Annotated in this window: 18 protein-coding genes, 1 pseudogene and 1 riboswitch; of the genes and pseudogenes, 12 read left to right on the top strand and 7 right to left on the bottom strand. The window is 62.1% G+C overall.

Annotated elements, in window-relative coordinates; translation table 11 throughout:
- Positions 1-113: 113 nt before the first annotated feature.
- Positions 114-707, bottom strand: a complete 594-nt coding sequence (locus tag ACUCCZ_RS07740) for a short chain dehydrogenase (protein WP_435916971.1) — start codon at positions 705-707, stop codon at positions 114-116.
- A 188-nt stretch (positions 708-895) separates the two neighbouring features.
- Here ACUCCZ_RS07740 and ACUCCZ_RS07735 point away from each other — a divergent pair, with 188 nt between their 5' ends.
- Entirely contained in the window at positions 896-1516 is a 621-nt protein-coding gene (locus ACUCCZ_RS07735) for a DJ-1/PfpI family protein (RefSeq protein ID WP_435916970.1), read from the top strand.
- 85 nt (positions 1517-1601) lie between these two features.
- Here ACUCCZ_RS07735 and ACUCCZ_RS07730 read toward each other — a convergent pair.
- Positions 1602-2063, bottom strand: a pseudogene (locus ACUCCZ_RS07730) (HAD family hydrolase); the annotation flags it as partial.
- A gap of 137 nt (positions 2064-2200) precedes the next feature.
- On the opposite strand from ACUCCZ_RS07730, the gene ACUCCZ_RS07725 reads away from it, so the two are divergent.
- The 6 genes from ACUCCZ_RS07725 to ACUCCZ_RS07700 all read left to right on the top strand — a co-directional run bounded on the left by ACUCCZ_RS07725 (position 2201) and on the right by ACUCCZ_RS07700 (position 7827).
- Positions 2201-2863, top strand: coding sequence for a peptidyl-tRNA hydrolase (locus tag ACUCCZ_RS07725; RefSeq protein WP_435917071.1), 663 nt, complete (start codon positions 2201-2203; stop codon positions 2861-2863).
- A gap of 23 nt (positions 2864-2886) precedes the next feature.
- Complete coding sequence (locus tag ACUCCZ_RS07720) at positions 2887-3405, top strand: glycine cleavage system transcriptional repressor (RefSeq protein ID WP_435916969.1); 519 nt, start codon at positions 2887-2889, stop codon at positions 3403-3405.
- Positions 3406-3429: 24 nt separating this feature from the next.
- A complete protein-coding gene (locus ACUCCZ_RS07715; RefSeq protein WP_435916968.1) occupies positions 3430-4398 on the top strand; it encodes an aldo/keto reductase in 969 nt (322 codons plus the stop codon).
- Positions 4399-4449: 51 nt separating this feature from the next.
- The gene (tpx, locus tag ACUCCZ_RS07710; protein WP_435916967.1) at positions 4450-4953 is read left to right on the top strand and encodes a thiol peroxidase; all 504 of its coding nucleotides are present in this window, start codon (positions 4450-4452) and stop codon (positions 4951-4953) included.
- Between the two features lie 160 nt (positions 4954-5113).
- Positions 5114-6538 (top strand): amino acid permease, encoded by a 1425-nt coding sequence (locus ACUCCZ_RS07705; protein WP_435916966.1) that lies wholly within the window; start codon positions 5114-5116, stop codon positions 6536-6538.
- Between the two features lie 53 nt (positions 6539-6591).
- Positions 6592-7827, top strand: coding sequence for an alpha-amylase family protein (locus ACUCCZ_RS07700; protein ID WP_435916965.1), 1236 nt, complete (start codon positions 6592-6594; stop codon positions 7825-7827).
- A 3-nt stretch (positions 7828-7830) separates the two neighbouring features.
- Here the strand turns inward: ACUCCZ_RS07700 and ACUCCZ_RS07695 are convergent, their stop codons facing one another.
- The gene (locus ACUCCZ_RS07695; protein ID WP_435917070.1) at positions 7831-8961 is read right to left on the bottom strand and encodes a nucleotide sugar dehydrogenase; all 1131 of its coding nucleotides are present in this window, start codon (positions 8959-8961) and stop codon (positions 7831-7833) included.
- Positions 8962-9262: 301 nt separating this feature from the next.
- Here ACUCCZ_RS07695 and ACUCCZ_RS07690 point away from each other — a divergent pair, with 301 nt between their 5' ends.
- The 4 genes from ACUCCZ_RS07690 to meaB all read left to right on the top strand — a co-directional run bounded on the left by ACUCCZ_RS07690 (position 9263) and on the right by meaB (position 15916).
- Positions 9263-10225 (top strand): alpha/beta fold hydrolase, encoded by a 963-nt coding sequence (locus ACUCCZ_RS07690; RefSeq protein ID WP_435916963.1) that lies wholly within the window; start codon positions 9263-9265, stop codon positions 10223-10225.
- A gap of 70 nt (positions 10226-10295) precedes the next feature.
- Positions 10296-10548, top strand: a riboswitch (cobalamin riboswitch).
- 80 nt (positions 10549-10628) lie between these two features.
- Positions 10629-12539, top strand: coding sequence for a methylmalonyl-CoA mutase small subunit (gene mutA, locus ACUCCZ_RS07685; RefSeq protein ID WP_435916962.1), 1911 nt, complete (start codon positions 10629-10631; stop codon positions 12537-12539).
- Positions 12536-14725 carry a methylmalonyl-CoA mutase gene (scpA, locus tag ACUCCZ_RS07680; protein WP_435916961.1) on the top strand — a complete coding sequence of 730 codons (2190 nt, stop codon included), beginning with the start codon at positions 12536-12538 and terminating at the stop codon, positions 14723-14725. The genes mutA and scpA overlap by 4 nt, the downstream gene beginning before the upstream one ends.
- A 144-nt stretch (positions 14726-14869) precedes the next feature.
- The gene (meaB, locus tag ACUCCZ_RS07675; RefSeq protein WP_435916960.1) at positions 14870-15916 is read left to right on the top strand and encodes a methylmalonyl Co-A mutase-associated GTPase MeaB; all 1047 of its coding nucleotides are present in this window, start codon (positions 14870-14872) and stop codon (positions 15914-15916) included.
- A gap of 414 nt (positions 15917-16330) precedes the next feature.
- Here the strand turns inward: meaB and ACUCCZ_RS07670 are convergent, their stop codons facing one another.
- The 4 genes from ACUCCZ_RS07670 to ACUCCZ_RS07655 form a co-directional block, all read right to left on the bottom strand.
- Positions 16331-16546 carry an RNA-binding S4 domain-containing protein gene (locus ACUCCZ_RS07670; RefSeq protein WP_435917069.1) on the bottom strand — a complete coding sequence of 72 codons (216 nt, stop codon included), beginning with the start codon at positions 16544-16546 and terminating at the stop codon, positions 16331-16333.
- Between the two features lie 45 nt (positions 16547-16591).
- On the bottom strand, positions 16592-17353 hold the full coding sequence (locus ACUCCZ_RS07665) for an amino acid ABC transporter ATP-binding protein (protein ID WP_435917068.1): 762 nt from the start codon (positions 17351-17353) through the stop codon (positions 16592-16594).
- Between the two features lie 35 nt (positions 17354-17388).
- Entirely contained in the window at positions 17389-18072 is a 684-nt protein-coding gene (locus tag ACUCCZ_RS07660; RefSeq protein WP_435917067.1) for an amino acid ABC transporter permease, read from the bottom strand.
- Between the two features lie 286 nt (positions 18073-18358).
- The gene (locus tag ACUCCZ_RS07655; RefSeq protein ID WP_435917066.1) at positions 18359-19285 is read right to left on the bottom strand and encodes an ABC transporter substrate-binding protein; all 927 of its coding nucleotides are present in this window, start codon (positions 19283-19285) and stop codon (positions 18359-18361) included.
- Between the two features lie 726 nt (positions 19286-20011).
- On the opposite strand from ACUCCZ_RS07655, the gene ACUCCZ_RS07650 reads away from it, so the two are divergent.
- Positions 20012-20695, top strand: coding sequence for an ABC transporter ATP-binding protein (locus ACUCCZ_RS07650; RefSeq protein ID WP_171023495.1), 684 nt, complete (start codon positions 20012-20014; stop codon positions 20693-20695).
- The last annotated feature ends 51 nt before the right edge of the window (positions 20696-20746 follow it).

The raw sequence follows: 20746 nt of genomic DNA, 5'->3' as shown, positions 1-20746 counted from the left end.
ATTCGAGCCTTGTTGTCAGAGCATTTGTCGAGCAGGCAAAGGGTTCAAATCGCGTCTCTGATCAGTACACCTGGTGGTGTGGAATAGTTCTTGAACAACGCTGGTAAAAAGAATCAACCCCAGATCTGGAAAATCTGCCCACTTTCAATTCCATGAGCACTACGAACGTAGCCCTGGGCCACCTCGGTGCCAGACACTGGCTTAAAGCCGACAAAAGAGGGTCCGAATGCCTCACGAGCTTCCTCGAGCATCGTCGGACTCACAGCATTAATCCTGATGCTCCGCGGTAAGGACGACACCGCAGCCCTGACGAAACCCTCAACCCCTGCGTTCGCCGCGGTAGCAATCAGGCTCCCTGGGACAGGGTGTTGGGTCAAGATGCCTGTCGTCATGGTAATCGAGCCACCGTCATTGAGGTACGGAAGGCAATAGACCACGGCATTGAGTTGAGCAAGCATCTTGCTGCTGATTCCCGCCTGGAAATCGTCCGCTGTGGCATCCTCGATGGAAACAAACGGGGCCGATCCCATGGTTGTCACAACAGCATCAACCCTACCTACTTTGTTGAACATCTCAGTGATAGAGGATAGATCTACTGATACTTCGGTACTACGACCGACGGTAATTACCTCATCGCCTCGCTCCTCAAATGCCGCAGCTGCCTTGGAGCCAATAGTTCCAGTGCCACCAATGATGAGTACACGCATGGCATCACCCTGTCGTAGGCGAAGCTTACGAACAAGCATAAGTGCTGCTGGTATCGGTCTTTCCTACCGTCACGCTGGTCCTCACGACCGCCTTGGGAGCGGCATGGATGTGCACGCTGAGGCGGAAAACCCCTCAGCAGCAGATGACGTCACCGCCGACACGCTTGCGGTGAAGATATCCTTATCGCATGAGTCGACAGGTCGGTGTCCTCCTTTTCGACGGCTTCGAACTCCTCGACGTCTTCGGCCCGGTTGAACTGTGGAGTCGGTTGTCGGACCGGTACGAGGTGACGTTCTGCGCCGTCGAACCTGGCCCGGTTCGCAGCAGTCAGGGGGCGGTGGTCATGGCCACCGAGGACATGGATGCCTCCGCCGGTCACGACATCGTCCTGATCCCAGGTGGAATGGGGACGCGATCCCTGGTTGACGATCGCTCCTTCCTGACCCGGCTGCGTGGATGGACTGCTCCCGCATCCATCATCTCGGCGGTGTGCACCGGATCCGCCTTGCTGGCCGCAGCTGGCCTGCTGGAGGGCTACCGGGCAACCTCGAACAAGCGGGCCTTCACCTGGGCGTCCTCCCATGGCCGGGACGTCAGGTGGGAGCCACGAGCACGATGGGTGCATGATCGTGACCGGTGGACATCGTCAGGGGTTGCTGCAGGTATGGACATGACCGCAGCCCTCATCGCACATCTGGAGGGCAAGGAGACTGCCGAAAGGGTGCTTCGAGAGGTCGAGCTGGAGGTCCAGACGGACCCCGACCGTGATCCGTTCGCGGACGATCCAGCAGCTCCGTCAAGCTACTGATCGTCGTAGTGCTCGGGTAAGGCTCGGAGGACAGCAGGAATCCCTCGATCCCTGCGGCTCGCGCGGCGTCGATGTCAATGGGACGATCGCCCACTGCGATGACCTCGGACGGATCCAGCCCATGACGCTCCATGAGTACCAGATTCATCTGGGGGTCAGGTTTGCGTGCGAAACCATCAGGGGCGCACACGAGGTCGTCCACCTGCACTCCCAGGGCGTGGAAGAGGTTCTCGGCGCTGGCGCGATCACGATGGGTGGCGACGAGGTTGAGGCCACCACCGCGCCGCACGGCCGCCATGACCTCTGCTGCTCCAGCCATCAGCGGGGCGGGATCGTGCGCCCACTTCTTCTTCAACAAGGTGTAGGCATCGTCGAGCAGCTCGGAAGAGACGTCATACTGTTCGGCTAAGACCTCGATGGCGTGGGCTATCGACTCCGACCTCAGCTGTGCCACCTCTGCTAGTTGCTCCCTGTTCGGCTCGGCCCACACGACATCCGCAAGGGTCTGATCGACCTCCGGGTACGTGTCGATGAGCGTTCCGCCCATGTCCCAGACAATGCTCCGCACGTCGTCGAGTCTTGCAGATGTGTGGCGGTGGCGACGACCACCTTCGCGTCTCGCAGGATCAGGCGAGTAGCCTGCCACGAGTGACCACACCCGCTCACGAACCCGATCCTTGGGCTATGCAGCTGGTATTGCTTCGTGACAAACGCCATCCGGCGCGCGAAGTAGATGCTTGCGAGGCGGCGGCGCGCGCCGTCGTCTCCCTCCTCGACGACCCCCGTGCTCAACCGGGAGGCCCGTGGTATGACGCCGTGCAACAGTGGTCCGACAAGCGCATCCGTAAGATCGTTCGGCGTGCTTCCGGCAAGAGGTGGGACGACGTCCAGGTCCTTGACGGCATCACCGTCTGCCAGGACCCACCCGTTGACGCGCCAGCCGAAACAGGTCCAGCGAAGGTGCGGGCCTTCGTCCCGGCCCGGGTGCACCCCCAGCCCAAGCAGATCGACAAACTTCAGGTAGCTGGCACCCATCTTCCTTCCAATGGCGATTCCGCCACGACTGGAGCCATTGTCACGATAGAAATCAATCCGCGCATCGAGATGACGACCGGTAAGGCATGTGCGCAGTGTGGTCACGCTGGGCAGCTCGCCCATGAGGCCATGAGCTCCGGCAGTGACGATGACCGCCAGGCCTTGGAGAGCTGGCGCCGTGACGGGTTCCGAGTTCGCGTCGTCACGCCCACAGTTGAACATTGGGACGCCGATGTTGCTCGTGTGAGGGTTGTTGACGCCGGTTTCACAGAGTTTGACGGCCCCACTGCCACCACCAGGGCCCGCTGGTGACCGGGGTCGCGTAGACTTGAGCCATGACTCAGCTCCTTCTCACTGCGGTCGGCGCGGACCGTGCCGGGCTTGTCTCCGATCTGTCAGAAACCATTGCCAACTACGACGGTAACTGGCTCGATAGCCGTATGGCCCGACTCGCCGGCGCCTTCGCCGGAATCGTCCTCGTCGACGTCGACGCGTCCAAGGTTGAGCCCCTCAAGGCTGATCTTGGAAGCCTGGAGGCCAGGGGTCTCCGTCTCACCGTCACCGACACCACCCCACAAGACGACGAGAACGAGGCCATCTTGGTGGTTCATCTCGTCGGTCACGACCATCCAGGAATCATTCACAAGGTGACGGCCACCATGGCCCGTCTCGGTGTCACCATTGACGACATGTCCACAGGCCTGCGCGAGGCCCCGATGGGTGACGGAATTCTCTTCGAGGCGAGGGTGCAATGCCGAATCACCAACGCGACGACCCTTGAGGACCTACGCTCGGAATTGGAATCCATTGCCACCGAGATCATGGTCGACATCGATCTGGTCGACCGTTCCTGATCCCGGGGCCGACGAGGAGGCCTCATGACTCGCATCCCTGGCACCGATCTGGACATCAGGCCGCTGGTGTTGGGAGCCAATACCTTCGGCTGGACTGCCGACGAGCACGACTCCCACGCCATCCTGGACGCCTTCCTCGGCGCCGGGGGCTCGCTGGTCGACACCGCTGACGGCTATTCCCACTGGGCCGAGGGGAATGTGGGCGGTGAATCAGAGACGATCATCGGATCATGGCTCGAGAAAGGCGGCCATCGCGACGACATCCTCATCGCGACGAAGGTGGCCACCCACCCCGAGTTCAGGGGGCTGTCCGCTGAGAACATCTCGGCTGCTGTCGATGCCTCCCTGGTGAGGCTCCACACCGACCACATCGATCTCTACTACGCCCATTACGACGACGACAACCAGCAGATCGAGGACATGGCAAGGGCCTTCGACAAGCTCGTCAAGGCCGGCAAGGTGCGTTGGGTCGGTCTGTCGAACTTCTCGGTGAGCCGGGAGCAGAAGTGGCTCGAGGTGGCCGAGCATGAGGGACTGGCGAGTCCGGTAGCCCTGCAGCCTCAGTACAACCTGCTGCACCGCGCCGACGTTGAGGCCCCTCAGGGTTACGGCCAGCTCGCCAGCGAGTACAACCTGGCTCTCTTTCCGTACTTCTCGCTGGCATCGGGCTTCCTGACGGGCAAGTACTCCACTCGTGACGATCTCCACGGCGTCGCCCGGGAATCGATGATGGCGGCCTATCTGCCTGACGACGAGCATGCGCAGGCGGCCTTCGCGGTCCTCGATCAGCTGCGAGAAATCGCCGGTGACCACGGCGTCGAGGTGGCGTCGGTCTCGCTGGCGTGGTTGATTGCCAAGGGGGTCACCGCCCCCATTGCCTCGGCGCGCACCGTGGATCAGCTTGGGCCACTGCTCGCGGCCACCGATCTCACCTTGTCCCATGATGAGGTGTGTGTCCTGGATGCGGCGTCGGAGTTGTTCACTCGGGACTGAATGCCTCTCAGAACGTCGTGGTTGGGGACGGTATCCGCATAAAGTGTGAATATGGCCACTACTGCTTTCAAGGGACAAACCGTCAACACCGTCGCCGACCTGCCTCGAGTTGGATCCGATCTCCCATCGTTCACCCTTGTCAAGACCGATCTGTCGGAGCTGACCAGCGACGAGCTCAAGGGTAACAAGCTCGTCCTCAACATCTTCCCGAGCCTCGACACTGGTGTCTGCGCGAAGAGTGTGCGCACCTTCAACGAGAAGGCTGCCGGACTCGACGACACCACCGTGCTGTGCGTGTCCCGTGACCTTCCCTTCGCCCAGGCCCGCTTCTGCGGCGCCGAGGGCATTGAGAACGTCGTCGTCGCCTCGGCCTTCCGCTCCCATTTCGGCAAGGATCTCGGCGTCACCCTCGCCGACAGTCCGATGCGTCATCTGCTCGCCCGCGCCGTCATCGTCGTGGACCCCGAGGGTAAGGTGACCTACACCCAGCTGGTGGACGAGATCACCACCGAGCCCGATTACGACGCTGCTCTCGAGGCCGCCAAGAAGGTCTGAGCCACAGCCCATTCCAGGGGGTGTTCCGACGAGATGTCGGGCGCCCTCTGCTTTGTGTCATGTACCAACATACGGAGTATGGGGCATGGGGGCGTCTGAGGGCGGTACAGTGACCAAAACCGCGTCCAGAAGGGCGGGGCGCTCCTAACTGAGGACCACCATGGACGGCGAATTGAAGCGCGGGCTCTCCTCGCGTCACATGAACATGATCGCGATTGGCGGAGCCATCGGCACCGGGCTCTTCGTGGCATCCGGTGCCACCATCTCCCAGGCGGGTCCAGGAGGCGCCCTCGTGGCTTACCTGGCCATGGGACTGATGGTCTTCCTGCTCATGCAGTCCTTGGGGGAGATGAGTTCCTATCTTCCGGTACCGGGCGCCTTCGAGACCTACGCGACCAGATTCGTCTCACCGTCCTTCGGCTTCGCGCTGGGCTGGAACTACTGGTTCAACTGGGCCATCACGGTGGCCGCCGAGCTCGCTGCCGCCTCGATCGTCATGGCGTATTGGTGCCCGAATGTGCCGTCGTGGATATGGTCAGCCGGATTCCTGGCCCTACTCTTCCTGCTGAACGTGCTGTCCGCGCGGGCCTACGGCGAGGGAGAGTTCTGGTTCGCCATCATCAAGGTGACGGCAGTCCTCGTCTTCCTGGTCCTCGGCATCCTCATGATCGCGGGGATCATGGGGAACTCCCCGGGAGTCTCCAATTGGCATCACGGTGATGCCCCCTTCGTCAACGGCTTCGGCGGCATCATGACGGTGTTCCTCGTTGCTGGATTCTCGTTCCAGGGCACCGAGCTCATCGGCATCGCGGCGGGGGAGGCGAAGGACCCGGGCACGGCAGTTCCCCAGGCCACCAAGCAGATCTTCTGGCGAATCATGATCTTCTACATCGGCGCCATCGCGGTCATCGGTGTGCTGCTGCCTTACACCGATCCGAACCTGCTCGCCGGTGAGGTCACTGACGTCGCCGTCAGTCCCTTCACCCTTGTGCTCAAGCGAGCCGGAGTGGCCGCGGCTGCAGCCGTTATGAACGCCGTCATCCTCACCTCGGTGCTCTCGGCCGGAAACTCCGGCCTGTACGCATCGACGCGGATGCTCTACGCATTGGCGCGAGAGGGTAAGGCTCCACACGTCCTCGCCACCACGAATCGACGCGGTGTCCCGGTCCCGGCACTCATCGTCACCACGCTCGTCGGTGCGGCCTGCTTCGCCACGTCTTTGGTCGGGTCTGGCCAGGCCTACACCTGGTTGGTCAACATCTCCGGGCTGTGCGGATTCATCGCGTGGATTGGCATCGCGGTGTGCCACATGCAGTTCCGTCGCGCCTTCCTCGCACAGGGACATGACCTGTCCGAGTTGCCATATCGGGCGCGCTGGTACCCGGCCGGTCCGATCGTTGCGGGTGTGCTGTGCGTCATCGTCACCCTGGGGCAGGGCCGTGATGCCGTCCTCAGCGGCGATATCACCGGGATGGTTGTCGCGTACATCACCATTCCGGCATTCCTGGCACTGTGGCTTGGTCACAAACTCGTCACCAAGGCGCCTCGTGCAGACCTTTCCACCGCAGACTTCGACCACGACTGACATGATGGAACAGTTGCAGTCGAACGGCTGTGGTGACGGCGAACGGAGGCATCATGGCTCAACGTCCCGGATGGGTTGACCATCTCATTGGTTGGCACGTCTATCCCCTGGGATTCGTGGGGGCTCCCATGCGACTCGAGTCCGACGAGGTGAGGCATCGTCTCGGACATCTGGAGGCCTGGCTCGATCATGCGGTGTCGCTCGGGTGCTCCGGCCTGGCCCTGGGGCCGATCTTCGCCTCGACCAGCCATGGTTACGACACCTTGGACTACTTCGCCATCGATCCTCGCCTTGGAGACGACGCCGACTTCGACCATCTTGTTCAGGCCGCCCACTCCCACGGTCTGTCGGTGCTCCTCGATGGAGTGTTCAACCACGTCTCACGTCGTAGTCAGATCGTGCAGGATGCCTTGACTGCTGGCCCGGACACCGATGCTGGACGGATGGTCCGGTGGTGTGACGGCCAACTCGACGTGTTCGAGGGCCACGATGACCTCGTCGCGTTCAACCACGGGGACCCCGCTGTGCGTGACCTCGTTGCCCGGGTCATGAACCATTGGTGCGACCGGGGCGTGGATGGCTGGCGTCTCGACGCCGCTTACTCCGTCACTCCGGAGTTCTGGGCAGAGGTTCTGCCGTCGGTACACAAGAAGCACCCCGACGTGTGGATCTTCGGTGAGGTCATCCATGGCGATTACGCGGGGATCGTCAAGGCCTCCGGCATGGATTCGGTGACCCAGTACGAATTGTGGAAGGCGACGTGGTCGTCCATCGAATCCCGTAACTTCTTCGAACTTGATCATGCCCTGGGGCGTCACAACGAGTTCTCCGATTCCTTCACCCCGATGACCTTCGTCGGCAATCATGACGTCACCCGCATCGCCTCGAAGGTGGAGCAGGATGGTGCGATCGTCGCGACAGCGGTGCTGGCCACTACTGGCGGCATCCCGCTCATCTACTACGGGGACGAGCTGGCCTACCGCGGGATCAAGGAGAAGAGGCTCGGAGGCGACGATGACATCCGTCCGGTGTTCCCGGCCAGCCCGGCGGAGCTGTCCAACCTGGGCGCCGAGACCCTGCGTGCCCACCAAGACCTGCTCGGCCTGCGCCGCCGTCATCCCTGGCTCGTCGACGCGCGTACCGAGTCCCTTGACCTGACCAACGAGCGTTACGTCTACCGTAGCGGTGTCCCCGGGGCCGAGCCCCTCATCGTCGAGCTCGACGTGCGTGATGGCTGCTCGGCCCTCATTCGCGAGGCTGGTGAGGTCATCTGGTCCAGCCGAGCCTGAGGCTCAGTCACCGCCGAAGAGGTCTCGGGTGTAGACCTTCTCGGCGACGTCAGCCAGCTCGAGCGACATTCGATTGGCGATGATGACGTCGCAGCCGGCCTTGAACGTCTCGAGGTCTTTGGTGACCTTCGAGTGGAAGAACTCGTTGCCCTCGAAGGTCGGCTCGTAGACGACGACCTCAATGCCCTTGGCCTTGATGCGCTTCATGACCCCTTGGATCGACGAGGAGCGGAAGTTGTCCGAGCCAGCCTTCATGACCAGACGGAAGATGCCGACTCGCCTCGGATCCTTGGCGATGATGTCCGAGGCGATGAAGTCCTTGCGCACCGTGTTGGAGTCAACGATGGCCTGGATGAGGGTCTGGGGGACGTCCTGGTAGTTGGCCAGCAGCTGACGGGTGTCCTTGGGCAGGCAGTAGCCGCCATAACCGAAGGACGGGTTGTTGTAGTGGCTGCCGATGCGGGGGTCCAGGCAGACCCCGTCAATGACCTGACGGGTGGACAGCCCACGCTGAGAGGCATAGGTGTCGAGCTCGTTGAAGAAGGAGACCCGCATCGCCAGGTAAGTGTTGGCGAACAGCTTGATGGCCTCGGCCTCGGTGGCCCCGACGAAGAGCACCGGGATGCCGGTGTCGACCGCCCCGGCGGCCATGAGATCGGCGAAGAGGTGGGCCTTGGCCGAGTCCGACCCGACGACGATCCGTGACGGATGGAGGTTGTCGTAGAGAGCCTTGCCCTCGCGGAGGAACTCCGGAGAGAAGATGACGTCAAGGCCGGGGCGCTCCTTGCGAATCCCCTCGACGAAGCCCACCGGGATCGTTGACTTGATGACGATCGTCGCCTCGGGGGCGAGCTCCTGCACCAGGTCGAGCACTCCGTCCACGCTCGAGGTGTCGAAATAATTCTGGTCAGGGTCATAGTTCGTCGGGGTGGCGATGACGACGAAGTCAGCATCGTCATAGGCCTTGTGCGGATCAGTCGTGGCCGTCAGATCCAGCTCGTGGTGGGCCAGGTACTCCCCGATGAGGGGATCGACGATCGTCGTGTGTCCGGTGTTGACCATCTCGACCCTCTCGGCGTCAATGTCAATGGCGACGACACTGTTGTGCTGGGCAAGCAACACGGCATTGGCCATGCCGACATAGCCCAGTCCTGCGACGGCGATCTTCACGAGACGTCCTTTCGGTGGGTCCCCATGAGTCTAGGGCGGTGACCTTACGAGACGGTGACGTGATGCTCGCGAACCTGGTAACGCGGCGCGTCGCGGGCATGGCGTTGACCTCACTACACAGCGTCGGGCCTGAAGAGGCTCGTTGTTCTGCTCGTGTTCTCCCTGAGCGAGAACAGGATCATGGTGATGTGGGCGCTTCTTCCGCGATGCCGAGATGCTGGCTGGGAGACCTCAATATGCTGGAACTACGACCCCGGGAGGATTCATGGACACCATCACGATCACCGCTGACGACGGAGCCGACCTCGACGTCCTTGTCTGGCGTCCGGAGGCTGCGCCGGGTCGCCCCACCAAGGGATTGGTGCAGTTGTGTCATGGCATGGCCGAGTACGCGGCCCGCTATGACGAGGTGGCCCGGGCGCTGGCGGACGACGGCTGGCTCGTCGTGGCGAATGATCACCGTGGTCACGGACCGCGCGCTGCTGCCACCGGACAACTTGGGACCACCCCTGATCGGGGCCACCACCAACTGCTCGACGATCTCTCCGCGGTTGCTGACCACTTCATGGCCGAGGTTGAGGGGAAGCCGTGGTTCCTCGTCGGACACTCGATGGGATCGTTCCTCGCCCGTGTTCTGGCCGCTCGCCGGGGACGCGAGATGACCGGCCTGGTCATCATTGGCACAGGCTCCTCCTTGGGGCCGTTGAGCACCGTCGCCACCGGGCTTGCCCGTTCCCAGGTGCTCATGTTGGGGGAGGACTCCCGCAGTCCGTTGCTCAACACCTTGTCTTTCGGGTCCTTCAACCGGGCCTTCCAGCCGGCTCGCACCGACTACGACTGGTTGTCTCGAGACGTGCGCGTCGTGGACGCCTACAACAACGACCCGCTGTGCGGTTTCGTCTGCACCGCAGCCTTCTACCGCGAATTGGTACGACTCATCGAACTCGCCAATTCCACCGAGGTTCTACGTGCCACTCCGCCTGCTCTGCCTGTTTTGCTCATGGCCGGTGCCAAGGATCCGGTGGGCGACTCCGGTAGGGGAGTGCGTCGCGCAGCTTGCCAATTGCGCGATGCCGGGTCCCAGGAGGTGGACGTCATCCTGTACCCGGGTGGGCGCCATGAGGTTCTCAATGAGGTCAATCGCAGGCACGTCCATGCCGACCTACGAGAGTGGATCGACTCTGTCGCAAACCGGCCTCAAATCCCCCAGGTCCGCAAGGCACGGTAAACGTCTGTTCACAGCACGGTCGCACAATCGTGCACATGCACCCCCGCTGTGCCAAGTCGATCGTGCGCAGCCTAGTATCATAGGTGCTGGTGCCAAGGAATCCCGTCCGGGGGTTTCAAGGCGGTAAGAGGGAATCCGGTGCAATTCCGGAACTGCCCCGCAGCGGTGAGTGGGAACGACATCACCATCGACGTCCAGTTGGTCTTAGGTCCGACCGGATGGCGATCAAGCACTGGGCTTCGGTCTGGGAAGCGGTGACGTAGGACTTGTCGGCAGACGAGGTGCCCATGAGTCCGAATACCTGCCAGAGCTTGCGACGTACCCTGCGTGCGCCGCAGCGTCCGAGGTCTCGAGGGCCGACCGAGGTCGTCCACCCATCCGCAGCGAAGCAGGAGTCTGACGAATGACTGATGCTGACAACCTCGCATCCAAGTCCGTCGAGGACAGGATGCCCGAGGAGTTGAGCCTGGCCGGGGACTTTCCGAAGATCACCCACGAACAGTGGGAGGACGCGGTCCTCAAGGTCTTGAACCGGGGACGTCCCGAGGGCAAGGAGCTCAACATTGAGCAAGGAATGAAGCGCCTCGAGCCGAGCACGGTCGACGGCATCAAGATCGAGCCGATGTACCGGCGTCAAGATGCCCCTGAGAAGCTCGGCGCCCCGGGTGTGCCGCCCTTCACCCGTGGCGCCACGATCCGGACTGGCGTCATGGACGCATGGGATGTGCGGGCCCTTCACGAGGATCCGGATCCGCAGTTCACCAGGAAGGCGATCATCGCCGACCTCGAGCGTGGTGTGATGTCCCTGTGGCTGCGCGTCGGTGCCGACGCCATCAAGCCGGAGGACATTGCCGGGGACCTCAAGGACGTGTTGCTCGACCTGGCCAAGGTTGAGGTCTCGAGCCGTGACGACCAGGAGGCCGCTGCACAGGCCCTCCTTGACGTCTATGTCGACTCCGACATCGATCCCGACAAGCTGTCGTTCAATCTCGGTCTGGACCCGATCGGTTTCGCCGCTCTCAACGGCGGCACCCCGGATCTGTCCACGATGGCCGAGTGGGCCAAGAAGACCGACAAGTACAAGAATTCTCGTGCCTTCGTCGTTGATGCGACGGTCTACCACAACGCTGGTGCCGGCGACGTGCACGAGCTCGCCTGGGCCATCGCCACCGGCGTCGAGTATGTCCGTGCGCTCATGGAACAGGGGCTGACTGCCGAGCAGGCCTTCGATTCCATCAACTTCCGGGTCTCCGCAACCCACGACCAGTTCCTGACCATCTGCCGTCTGCGTGCCCTGCGTACCCTGTGGAACCGCATCGGTGAGGTCTTCGAGGTTCCGGCTGCCAAGCGTGGCGCCCGTCAGGAGGCCGTGACGAGCTGGCGTGAGTTGACCCGCGATGATCCCTACGTCAACATCCTGCGTGGCACCATCTCGACCTTCGGTGCTGCTGTCGGTGGCGCCGAGGCCGTCACGACCCTGCCCTTCGATGCCGCCATCGGCCTGCCGAAGAGCGACTTCTCCCGTCGTATCGCCCGCAACACGGGCATTATCCTCGCCGAGGAGTCCAACATCGGCCGCGCCAATGACCCGGCGGGTGGTTCCTTCTACGTCGAGGCCCTGACCAAGAAGCTGGAGGAGGCCGGTTGGGCCGAGTTCCAGGCTGTCGAGGCCGCCGGTGGCATGGTTGCCGCCCTCACCGGTGACCACGTTCGCACCGAGCTCGACAAGCTCAACGCCGAGCGCGCCAAGCGTCTGGCCACCCGCAAGCAGCCGATCACGGCCGTCAGCGAGTTCCCGCTGCTCGACGCCAAGACCGTCGAGACCAGGCCCTACCCCGAAGCTCCCAAGCGCAACGGTCTCGAACAGCACCGTGACGCCGAGGTCTTCGAGGCCCTCGTCGATCGTTCCGCCACCTGCTCCGAGCGTCCGAAGGTGTTCCTGGCCTGCCTGGGAACCCGTCGTGACTTCGGTCCCCGCGAGGGATTCTCCGCCCCGGTGTGGCACATCGCCGGCATGGAGACCCCCGAGTGCGAGGGCGGCACCACGGAAGAGGTCGTCAAGGCCTTCAAGGAGTCCGGTGCCGAGGTCGCAGACCTGTGCTCGAACGCCAAGACCTACGCGGCCCAGGGCCTCGAGGTCGCCAAGGCCCTCAAGGAGGCCGGCGCCAAGCTGGTCTACCTGTCGGGTGCCTTCAAGGAATTTGGTGATGACGCTGCCGAGGCCGAGAAGGTCATCGACGGTCGCATCTACCTCGGGATGGACGTCGTTGACGTCCTGACCACCACTCTGGACACGTTGGGAGTTGCCAAGTGACCACCCTGCCCCGTTTCGATTCCATCAACCTGGGAGACGCTCCGGTTCCCGCGGACGCTCAGGAGCAGTTCGCCAAGCTGGCTGCCGCTTCCGCTGAGCAGGAGCCCTGGACCACTCCGGAACAGATTTCGGTTGGTCATTTGTACTCCGAGGACGTCTACGCCGACATGGACTGGCTGGACACCTACGCCGGTCTGCCTCCGTTCACCCACGGCCCGTACGCCACCATGTACGCCTTCCGACCCTGGACGATTCGTCAGTACGCCGGATTCTCCACCGCCAAGGAGTCCAACGCCTTCTACCGCCGTAACCTGGCCGCCGGCCAGAAGGGTCTGTCGGTCGCCTTCGACCTGCCGACCCACCGCGGCTACGACTCTGACAATCCCCGTGTTCCCGGTGATGTCGGCATGGCCGGCGTGGCTGTGGACTCCATCCTCGACATGCGTGAGCTCTTTGCCGGCATCCCGCTGGATCGCATGTCTGTGTCCATGACGATGAACGGCGCCGTGCTGCCGATTCTGGCCCTGTACGTGGTGGCCGCCGAGGAGCAGGGTGCCAAGCCCGAGCAGCTCGCCGGAACGATCCAGAATGACATCCTCAAGGAGTTCATGGTTCGTAACACGTACATCTACCCGCCGCTGCCCTCGATGCGGATCATCTCCGACATCTTCGCCTACACCAGTGCGAACATGCCGAAGTGGAACTCCATCTCGATCTCCGGCTATCACATGCAGGAGGCTGGCGCGACCGCCGACATCGAGATGGCCTACACCTTGGCCGACGGTGTCGACTACATCCGTGCCGGTGAGTCGGTGGGTCTGCAGGTCGACCAGTTCGCCCCGCGTCTGTCGTTCTTCTGGGCCATTGGCACCAACTTCTTCATGGAGGTCGCCAAGATGCGCGCGGCCCGCATGCTGTGGGCCAAGCTCGTGCACCAGTTCGGGCCGAAGAACCCGAAGTCGATGAGCCTGCGTACCCACTCGCAGACCTCCGGCTGGTCGCTGACCGCCCAGGACGTCTACAACAACGTCATCCGCACCTGTGTGGAGGCCATGGGGGCCACCCAGGGGCACACCCAGTCCCTGCACACGAACTCCCTCGACGAGGCCATCGCCCTGCCGACCGACTTCTCCGCTCGTATTGCTCGAAACACTCAGCTGTTCATCCAGCAGGAGTCGGGCACCTGTCGCGTCATCGACCCCTGGACCGGCTCGGCCTACGTCGAGAAGCTCACTCTGGAGCTGGCCCGCAAGGCCTGGGCCCACATCCAGGAGGTCGAGAAGGCCGGCGGTATGGCGAAGGCCATCGAGAAGGGCATCCCGAAGATGCGCATCGAGGAGGCCGCTGCCCGCACCCAGGCACGCATCGACTCGGGCCGTCAGCCCCTCATCGGCGTCAACAAGTACCGTCTGGACGAGGAAGAGGATCTCGAGGTCCTCAAGGTTGACAACACCCAGGTGCTCAAGGAGCAGAAGGCCAAGCTGGTGCAGCTGCGTGCCAACCGCGACGAGGAGGCCTGCCAGGCCGCTCTCGAGAAGCTGACCTGGGCTGCCGCCAACCCCGATCCGAGCGATCCCGATCGCAACCTGCTCAAGCTGTGCATCGACGCCGGTCGTGCCAACGCCTCCGTCGGCGAGATGTCCGACGCGATGGAGAAGGTTTTCGGGCGCTACACCGCCCAGATCCGTACTATTGAGGGCGTGTACAGCAAGGCAGCCGGTAGTTCCGAGTCGACGGAGAAGGTCCACGAGCTCATCAAGAAGTTCGAGGAGAAGGAAGGTCGCCGTCCGCGAATCATGATCGCGAAGATGGGCCAGGATGGTCACGACCGTGGCCAGAAGGTCGTCGCGACCGCCTACGCGGACCTTGGCATGGACGTCGATGTCGGCCCGCTGTTCCAGACCCCTGAGGAGACTGCTCGACAGGCTGTTGAGGGTGACGTTCACGTTGTCGGTGTCTCCTCGCTGGCCGCCGGACACCTCACCCTGGTGCCCGCCCTGCGCAAGGAGCTGGACAAGCTCGGTCGCTCCGACATCATGATCGTTGTCGGTGGTGTCATCCCGACCCAGGACTTCCAGGAGCTCCAGGACGACGGCGCGGCCGCCATCTACCCGCCTGGCACCGTCATTCCGGACGCTGCCCTTGAGCTGATGGAGAAGCTGCTCGCCGCTCACAACGACGACTGAGTCTGGCAGGCCACGAGCCTGATGTCTGGCCCCTGGAACCTTGCAAGGTTCCAGGGGCCAACGTTTTCGTTACCAAAATCCACCGGGTATGAGCCCTCAGGCGTAAACGTCGTCCGTGGACGGTACGGTGGACATACCCACCCGATGAAGGAAATGGTGATCATGCCGATCGACGTCCCCGAACTGGTTGAGCAAGTCCTGGCCGGGAGCCGCCAGCACATTGCCAAGGCGCTGACTCTGGTGGAGTCGAGCAAACCGGCGCATCGCGAGAAGGCGCGCGAGATGTTGCGCTTGTTGGCTCCTCACACCGGTGACGCCATCCGCGTCGGTATCTCGGGTGTCCCCGGTGCCGGTAAGTCCACCTTCATCAATGCCATGGGCACCAAGCTCATCGACGAGTTCAGCTACAAGGTTGCCGTCCTCGCTGTCGATCCCTCCTCGACCCGCACCGGAGGCTCGATCCTCGGCGACCGCACCCGGATGGGAGACCTGTGCAACCGTGACGAGGCATTCGTCCGTCCGTCGCCCTCTGGTGGTCATCTCGGTGGCGTTGCCAGAGCCACACGCGAGGCCATGATCGTCATGGAGGCTGCCGGCTATGACGTCGTCCTCGTCGAGACGGTGGGCGTCGGGCAGTCCGAAGTTGCGGTCTCCGGGATGGTTGACACCTTCCTCATGCTCACCGTCGCTGGTACTGGCGATCAGCTCCAGGGCATCAAGAAGGGCATTCTGGAACTTGCTGACGTCGCCGCGGTCAACAAGGCCGATGGCGACAACGAGGGTAATGCGCGAGTCTCGGCTCGGGATCTCTCCATTGCCATGAAGCTTGTCTCCTCCGACGCAGACAAGCGTCGGGTTCCGGTGCTCACCTGCTCCTCGTACACCAAGGAGGGGCTGGACGACGTCTGGCAGGCCGTCGTCGACCACCGCGCCTACCTGGAGAAGGATGGTTCCCTCCAGGTGCGTCGTACCGAGCAGCAACGGGAGTGGCTGTGGAACATGGTGCGCAACGAGATTTTGGAGTCGTTGGATACCGACTCCAGCGTCCAGCAGACTGCCGCACGGATTGAGGCGGGCCTGGGCACCGAGGCCACCAACGCCTTGGAAGGTGCTGAGGAGATTTTGCGAGCCTTTGCTCATGCCGTTCCCACGCTGCCATGGGCGCAGGGGGAGATGACCAGCAGGTCATGAGTGTGAGTGAGGGCGACGGGACATTGAATCTTCCTGACCTCGCTGTCCCGGACTCAATCACTTCGCTACTAATTTGGTCCTGATTCAGGGATGTTTCATCATCGCTATGTGAGAGGCTTTCGAGTCATGTCTAGGCAGTGACCCTTCGTCGCCGTAGGTTCGTTTTGTCTTTAGCAGAGCGAGAGGAATGGACTTTTGTGGCATCACGTCGTACGTGTCGGGTGTCGTTGCTCTCACGCCCGCGAAGATTAAAGAGTTCGGTGAACCCGGCGAAGTGCATATCCGCATGCGGCACTGGCATCGTTGATGCTCGCATGACGGTCGAAGCGGCGAAATCGGCCCAGGAAAGCTCATACCTACATGACGGGTGGCCTGAGCATGAGTTCAGGCCACCCGTCATGGTGACACGTCGCATTACCAGGGGACGTCGGGCTCGGTGAGATCGACTGTCTCGGTGACGGTCTGGCCACCGCTGGTGACGCTCACCTCGTCTCCGGGATGGAGTTGACGCCCCCGCCGGGTCTCCACCTCGCCGTTGACGCTGACCATCCCCGAGGCGATGAGATCGCGGGCCTGCCCACCAGTCTCGGCGAGATTGGCGAGTTTGAGATACTGGCCGAGCCTGATCATCTGATCGTCATTCACGCTGTCACTGTGTCATGAAGCCGCGACATCTCACAGCACTGAATCGATGAACCCGCGCAGCCGATCAGATTTCGGGTTGTCAATGACCTGATCGGGTGATCCGGCTTCGACGACGACGCCGCCATCCATGAAGACGACATGGTCGGCGACCTCCCGAGCGAACCCCATCTCGTGCGTGACGACGATCATCGTCATACCATCGCGGGCGAGATCCTTGAGGACGCTGAGCACCTCACCGACGAGCTCGGGATCGAGTGCTGAGGTCGGCTCGTCGAAAAGCATCAGTTCGGGTTTCATGGCCATCGCGCGGGCAATGGCGACGCGCTGTTGCTGACCGCCGGAGAGCTCGGCGGGGTAGTGGTCAGCGCGATCAGCCATTCCGACTTGCTCCAACAGGGACATGCCCAGCGGCTCGGCCTCCTCCTTGGACAGCCCGGACACCTTGATGGGTGCTTCCATGACATTGCTCAGGGCAGTCATGTGAGGGAAGAGGTTGAATCGCTGGAAGACCATGCCGACTCGTGCCCGCTGAGCAGCGATGTCCTTGTCAGAAAGTCGCTTGAGGCGGCCGTCCGGCAGAGGGTCGTGTTCGTAGCCGACGCGCTCCCCGCCGACCCAGATCTCACCAGCCTCGAAGGTCTCCAGCTGGTTGATGCAGCGCAACAGCGTGGACTTTCCGGAACCGGAGGGGCCGAGGAGAACGCACACCTCGCCGGAGCCGACGTCGAGGTCGATCCCCTTGAGAATGTGGAGTGGCCCGAACTCCTTGTGCAATCCCTTGATGTGCACCATTGGTTCGGTGCGTGCAGACTTTGGTGCGGATGTACTCACTGCTCGACCTCCAGGGCGATGTTCTTGTGCGTGGTGTCGGCTGCCTGGATGGCGGCCTGGCGACGCAGTCGCTTCGACGAGGACTTCCCGTTGACACCACGTCCGAAGTACTGCTCTAGGAAATGTTGCCCGATCATGAGGACACTCGTCATGACGAGGTACCAGAAGGCGGCGACGATGAGCAGCGGAATCGGTGCGTAAATGCGGTTCGCGATCGCGTTCGTCGCGTACTGGAGGTCGAGGGTGAAGGGTACGGCCAACACCAAGGAGGTCGTCTTGAGCATGCCGATGGTCTCGTTGCCCAGTGGCGGGATGATTACCCTCATGGCCTGGGGGATGATGATGCGGCGCATGATGAGCGATGGCTTCATGCCCAGGGCTTTTGCCGCTTCCGTCTGGCCGACGTCGACGGATTCCAGCCCGGAGCGGATGATCTCGGCCAGGTAGGCGCCCTCGTTGAGGCCCAGACCAATGATGGCCGCGGCCAGGGCGGTGACGACCTTCTCGGTCTCGACGCTGGCCAGCGTTGGGCCGCCGAAAGGCACCCCGACGGACAAGGTGGGGTACAAGACCGCGAGTAGCCCCCAGAACACCAACTGGGTGTACACCGGGACGCCACGGAAGACGAAGATGTAGGCCCAGGAGACACCGCGCAACACCGGGTTGCGTGACTGCCTCATGATGGCCATGAGGAGTGCCACCGCCGTTCCCAACAGCATTGCTGAGAAGGTCAGCAGAATGGTGTAACCGATACCGGTGATGACCTTGACATCACGCAGGTACAGCCACACCATCGACCACTGGTAGTTGCGGTTCGTGACGAGCCCCTGGACGAATATCAGTACCAGGAGGGCAACGATGACGGCCGCGATCCAGGTGCCCGGATGAGCGACATCGCGGGTCCGGATGCGATTGGGGATGTCGGCGTGGTGGTTGGCCACCTTGGATGCCTTTCGGTTGGTTGTATCAGGACTCGGGATTGACCTCGGAGGTCTCGGTGAGACCGTCCTCGGTGCCCCACGAGGCCAGCAGCTTCTTCATGGTCCCGTCGTTGATGAGCTTCTGGGTTGCGGCCTGGATGGCCTTGGACAGTCCGCCGTCATTCTTGGCGGTGACGACGCCAAACATGGATGCATCGGTGATGTTGCCGAGGGCTTCGAGCTTGGATGTCTGCTTGATGGCGTACCCGGTAATCACTGAGTCGGCGTAGAGGACGTCGGCCTTGCCACCGACGACGTTCGTGGTGGCGTCGGACTGGGAGGCGTAGGACAACAGGTCAATGGGCTTCTTGCCTGCCTCGGTGCACTCCTTCGACTTCTGCTGGGCAGCGGACTCCTGGGCAGTACCGGTCTGCACCGCCACGGAGTGGCCGCACAGGTCATCGGGGGAGACCTTCTTCGGATTTCCCTTCGGGACGGCCATGGAGAATCCGGCCTTGAAGTAGGAGGTCATCGTGACCTGCTTCTGACGCTCTGGGGTGATGGTGAAGGAGGAGACGCTGACGTCGTACTTGGAGCCGACGGCGGGGATGAGGCTGGGGAAGGCTGCCTTGGCGGTCGTCACCTTGAGGCCCAGGATCTTTCCGACAGCGGTGATGTAGTCGACGTCGTGGCCGACAACGGTGGAGCCGTCGGTGTCGATGAACTCCGCGGGTGCGTAGTTGGCGGCTGCGCCGTTGCGAAGGGTGCCCGACTCCTTGATGTCGTCAGGGACCATCGCGGCGATGGTGGGATCAGTCTTGATGGAGTCGATGAGCTGGGCATTCGACGGGGTGTCGGATTTGCTGGAATCCGCCGTGGGGGACGCGGACTCCTCAGAGGCATAGGTGCAGCCGCTCACCGCTAGAGCGACGACGGCCAGTGAAGTGCCGGCGGCGTGACGCAGAGATTTCATGTGACGTTCCTTCGCAGGTGCGGTGTCGGTCAACACCGCATGATACATAATTATGCATATCAGAGCATAAGTTCAAGTCGAGGGGGTAGGGGCGCTAGAAGCGAGAGGCTATCTGTAGATGGGGTTCTCTGGGGTCAGTTGTACGAATGGACAATGTGCTGCAGACGAAGGAATTCAATATCGAAGAACTTGTTTGTGTTTGGGTTATGAGAGTTATAATAATATGCGCTGAATATAGTGAGTAGTCGAATCAAGAGTGGTGTGTGGAATTGACAACGGAGGGGCTGTGGTGAAGCGACTTGCAGGTGTCGTCGGGGTTACTGTGGTATTGACATTCGGAATGGCTGTTGGTGCGTTTGCTTCCACTAGTGGGAATATAGGGATCGATACGGGACAAAATGTCAGTTTTCATGGTCGATACACCTACGGAGTGACACATCGGGGCTGGGTTGGCAAGGCTGTGAGGGTCACCGGAACCTTGGCGTCAACTGGTTCTAACTCAGGCCATGTCAATGCTCGCCAGCAAGGGTACTCGTGGAGGAGAATCGGGCACGTAAACATTGGCGGCAAGGTGGGTGTCAATTCTGATGTGAGCCCTGGGGATACTCTGCGTGCAGCAGATCTTCGTGTCCAAGTGTGCGCCGAACATTGGTATCGTGACCACTGCGTCGAAAGACTGTACCGCGAGTGATGACCGCGCTCTGGCGCCCATGGATCGGACACCTGATGGTTAATCGATGTTCATTGGCTTGTCATGGCTTGTTCATGCAGTTCCCCCATTCGAGTCGACCCGCAGTGGACGATGTCTCGCTGGTCATGTCTCCGGAATCGGTGAACGTGGTCGTCGGTGCTTCTGGTTCGGGCAAGTCGACATTGTTAATGTGTCTTGCCGGTTTGGAGGCGCCGACCAAAGGGCGGGTCGTACATGGGGATGTCGATGTGTACGGGCTGGATGACAGACAACGTGCGGCGTGGCGGTTGCGAACGATCGGCTTGGTGTTTCAGAACTCTGGGCTGGTTCCCGAGCTCACGTTGCGTGACAACATTGCCCTGCCTCTTGAGCTCCTTGGCACTGGGCGTCGGGACGCACTGAGGCGCGCCGACCGCCTTGCCGAGATCCTTGACCTCGGTGAGAGCAGCAAGCGACGGCCCAGCGAAGTGTCAGGAGGCCAGGCGCAGCGTGCTGCCGTGGGGCGTGCCCTCGCCCACCATCCGACGGTCGTTCTGGCCGACGAACCTACTGGAGCCTTGGACACTACGAACCGCCATGCCGTGATCGGTCTGCTGGATGATCTGGTTCGCGCTGAAGGTTCCACTTTGGTGATGGTTACCCATGATGAGCACACGTTGCCGGAAAATGCCCGGATCATTCGCCTGGCCGATGGACGGATCGTGGGAGGCGCGGCGTGAAAGGCTTGCGTCTGGCGTTGCGATTGAGCCGTGGAGCGAGCCGTCATGAGC

The sequence above is a fragment of the Cutibacterium nasicola genome (assembly GCF_052654715.2).
This window is presented reverse-complemented; position numbering and strand designations above follow the sequence as displayed.